The 3,269-nt window shown below is 35.9% G+C and carries 2 protein-coding genes; both read left to right on the forward strand.

The annotated features are described in order from the left end of the window. Positions 1–508, forward strand: a 508-nt coding sequence (locus O970_RS10020) for a hypothetical protein (RefSeq protein ID WP_202976391.1), incomplete at its 5' end; no start/stop codon positions are given. Positions 509–517: 9 nt separating this feature from the next. Then, positions 518–3,199, forward strand: coding sequence for a YwqJ-related putative deaminase (locus O970_RS09415; protein WP_166667116.1), 2,682 nt, complete (start codon positions 518–520; stop codon positions 3,197–3,199). Positions 3,200–3,269: the final 70 nt, after the last annotated feature.

The raw sequence follows: 3,269 nt of genomic DNA on the forward strand, positions 1-3,269 counted from the left end.
GACATTAAATTATCAGTCGACCCTATTATCTGGTGAAATTCCAGATATTTTTACCGAAAAAGACAAGGGAGAAGGGATAACTTTATATCTCGAAAGCGATGACGGCTATCCTATACCTTGGACGCGATATCAAGTACGTTTTGCTAATGGTGAATTTAGGCAAGGACGTTTAGACAGAGAAGGGAAAGTAGTATTAAAAAAAGTTCCTGCCAACATGGATTATTATTATCAATTTCCTGATGATGATGACATTTTAGCGAAAGCGAATGCTCAACGCATGCATAAAGCGATTAATACGATAAATTCAGAACAAATGATTGGGTATTTAACTTATTCAAAAACGATTATCCATCTAACTATTAAGGCATATAAAGCTATTTATGGCGAAGATATGGTAAAGGGAATTTATTTAGCATTAGGTCCTTATCACAAAGATAAAATGGCAATCGATTATCTTTTTGCAAAAGCAGATATCAAAACCAACAATTATACATATAGCAATAAATAAGGAATGCCCATGAAAAATTATCAAATCGTGGCGAAGCCAAATTTAACCAATGTCATCTGTGGAAAATTGATGTCTTTTTCCTTACAAAGAATCAACCCTAACGCGCCAGCACTGAAAAATATTCGCACTTCATGGATGTGTTTTAACCATTTTTCATCGAGAGCTGATTCCCATTTTATGGGAAGGGTATTTCTTGGACCACGAAATACACTCCAATGGAATGAAGCACTATGGAATATCGAAGGGCAACACAAAGTTGTTTGCGAAATAAAATATGGTAACAAAACGGAATATGCGGAACATATTCAAAATGTAATTAATATAAAGCAAAGTATTGCGTATTCATCACATACTGATGAAGAATCAGAAAACCCATTTATCTTTTATGAAAATTTAACCCAACAAATTGCCTGGATACGAGAGCAAGAAAAACAACAACACTTATCTGCGAAAGATGAAAAAGCTTATCAAAATCGAATGAAATCGTTAGAACTATTCAAGGAAAAACTTAAGTTTTTGCTGGATAAAATTCCCCTAGATTGCCGTGAAAACTTTCGACCTGTTGCGGTTAAACATATTTCGAGTATCTATAAAGAAAGTGAGTCGATATCGTTAAGGGTGGGATGTTTTCATAATACTAATCAGGTTTATCTTATTGACTGGACTAACCCAATAGACCGCATATTTTGTGGTGTTTATGTTGGCAAAGGTGATACCTTAGCAAATGCCGCAAATCAAGCGATAGCCTGTTGGAATAAAGATAACCGTTATCCGGAAGGAATAATAAAAGGATTTACATCGGTATCAGGGACAGAAACGGAAGGTAGTCATAAGATTGAGTCTAACTATACTGATACGACCATCAATGAAGCGATGGCAACGGAGTTAACAGATACCCAAAAAGAAACCGAATTGGCACATGAAATCCGACTCCCAGCTATTATTGTCATAGATATTAAGATTGAATTTGAAACAGATGGCGAAAGTAATTTAGATACGTTATCGAATGCTCTTAGCTCACTTGCATTAGTGACAGCAGTGGTAGCAGGGGTGATTACATTAGTCGCCCCCGTACCTGGCTCAAGAGTGGTATCTGCATTAATCTGGTCATCGATTGCGGCGTCGACTACTTCAGCGGTAATTAATATTGCTGATAGGCATAGTGAAGGATTTGGGGACTGGGTAGATGATTCAATTGATACCTTAACTATCGTTGCCAATGCCTTTTCTGCTGGAACCTTTGCCGCAGGCACAAAATGGGCGAGCAAAGCGTTAACATTAACTAATCTGAGTCAAAAGCAAGTGATTAAACTCACATTAATTGGACAAATTAGTGCCGATTCATTACAAGGTATTATCGTAACGGAAGAGTTAGCTCAAGCGATTTATTCGGTAATGAATAATCAAGCGCTCCCAGCCGATATTAAACTGTCTAAAGTATCGGCCTTAATTTCGCGAGGTATTATAGATGGGGTGCTTACTACCGTCAGTATCCATGGAAGTAAAAAACATTTCACCGCATTAAAGAATGAGTCATATTCAACACCCATGAATATGGATATGAAAGATATAGAACAATATATTAAAGGTGAGAAATCTTTTAGAAAGATAAACATTGAAGAAGCACTGGATATCGGAAGTGAACTCCCTGCGCAAAAAACAGAGCCACCACGCGAGCCTAATAGAGTAGAGCCCCAGCATTATACACAGTCAGAAAAGCCAAAAATGGTTGGCAATTTGGCTAATAATATGCCAACTTTAATGTCATTGTCAGCGGATATACCGCATGGCAAAGTAATTACTGTCAAACTTAATGATGACAATGGCGAAAAAAAACTGTTCTCAGCGATTTTGCCACAAGAGTGGCAACTATTGCATATGGACAATTATTTAAAGCCAGTGCACGGTGACTATCTTGAAGCGATGTTAAGTCATAATTTAGCTAAAGGTAAAGAATCCTCATCATTCAATTTAACAAAGGAAAAAGGCTCAGGTAATACCGAATTAGATTCAGGTGTAAGAAAAGGCAACACAAATGAACCAGAAAGTAAAACCAAGGTATCGACTAATCATGCAACGAAAAGTAAGGGACAGCAAGAGTTAGAAGATATATTAAAGGTTTGGAAAAGTCAGGGAGTTGATCCTCTTGAGATAAAAAGTAAAGTAGCCTTAGCCGAAACACGTTGTGCTGTAGAAGGAGTCTTTTCAGAAGTAAATTTTTATAATTTAAAAATACCGAGTTATAAAAATTTGAAGAAAAAAGAGGTAGGCATTATTGAAGCAATTGATACAAATTATTATAGAATTATTGATGTGGAGAAATATATGGAATTATTGAAAGAATCTTATGAAAAGTCATTTGGTTTGTTTCAAGGTATTACTCCAGCATTTGCAGAAATGCACCCAACTACTGAAAGATTAATTAGAGAGTTTATTGCTAATAAAAAGCAATTTCGTATACTTGATGGTTTGCCAGGTACTCATGCTGAAGTATTATCCACTAATAATGTATTTCAACAATTAGAGGCAAAAGGAAAAAATGTTGACGCTTATCTAGATAAAATTGAAGTGAGTACTATTCGGTTAACCGAATATGAGCAAGGTAAAGCATTCCCTGCTTGTCGACACTGTAGTGGTATTTTATCCAAATCGAAAGGAATTAATATCCCAACGGGTCGTATTGATGATTAAAAAATTAAGGAGCGAATATATGATAGTTAGAATAGAACTCAATCAATTAGAAAATCGAAATAATTACTAC

The sequence above is a fragment of the Candidatus Schmidhempelia bombi str. Bimp genome, assembly GCF_000471645.3.
Classification (GTDB): Bacteria; Pseudomonadota; Gammaproteobacteria; order Enterobacterales; family Orbaceae; genus Utexia; species Utexia bombi.

Bases quoted from the DNA above. Each gene is read 5' to 3' on its own strand.
- O970_RS09415 (WP_166667116.1), top strand. From the start codon at position 518: ATGAAAAATTATCAAATCGTGGCGAAGCCAAATTTAACCAATGTCATC.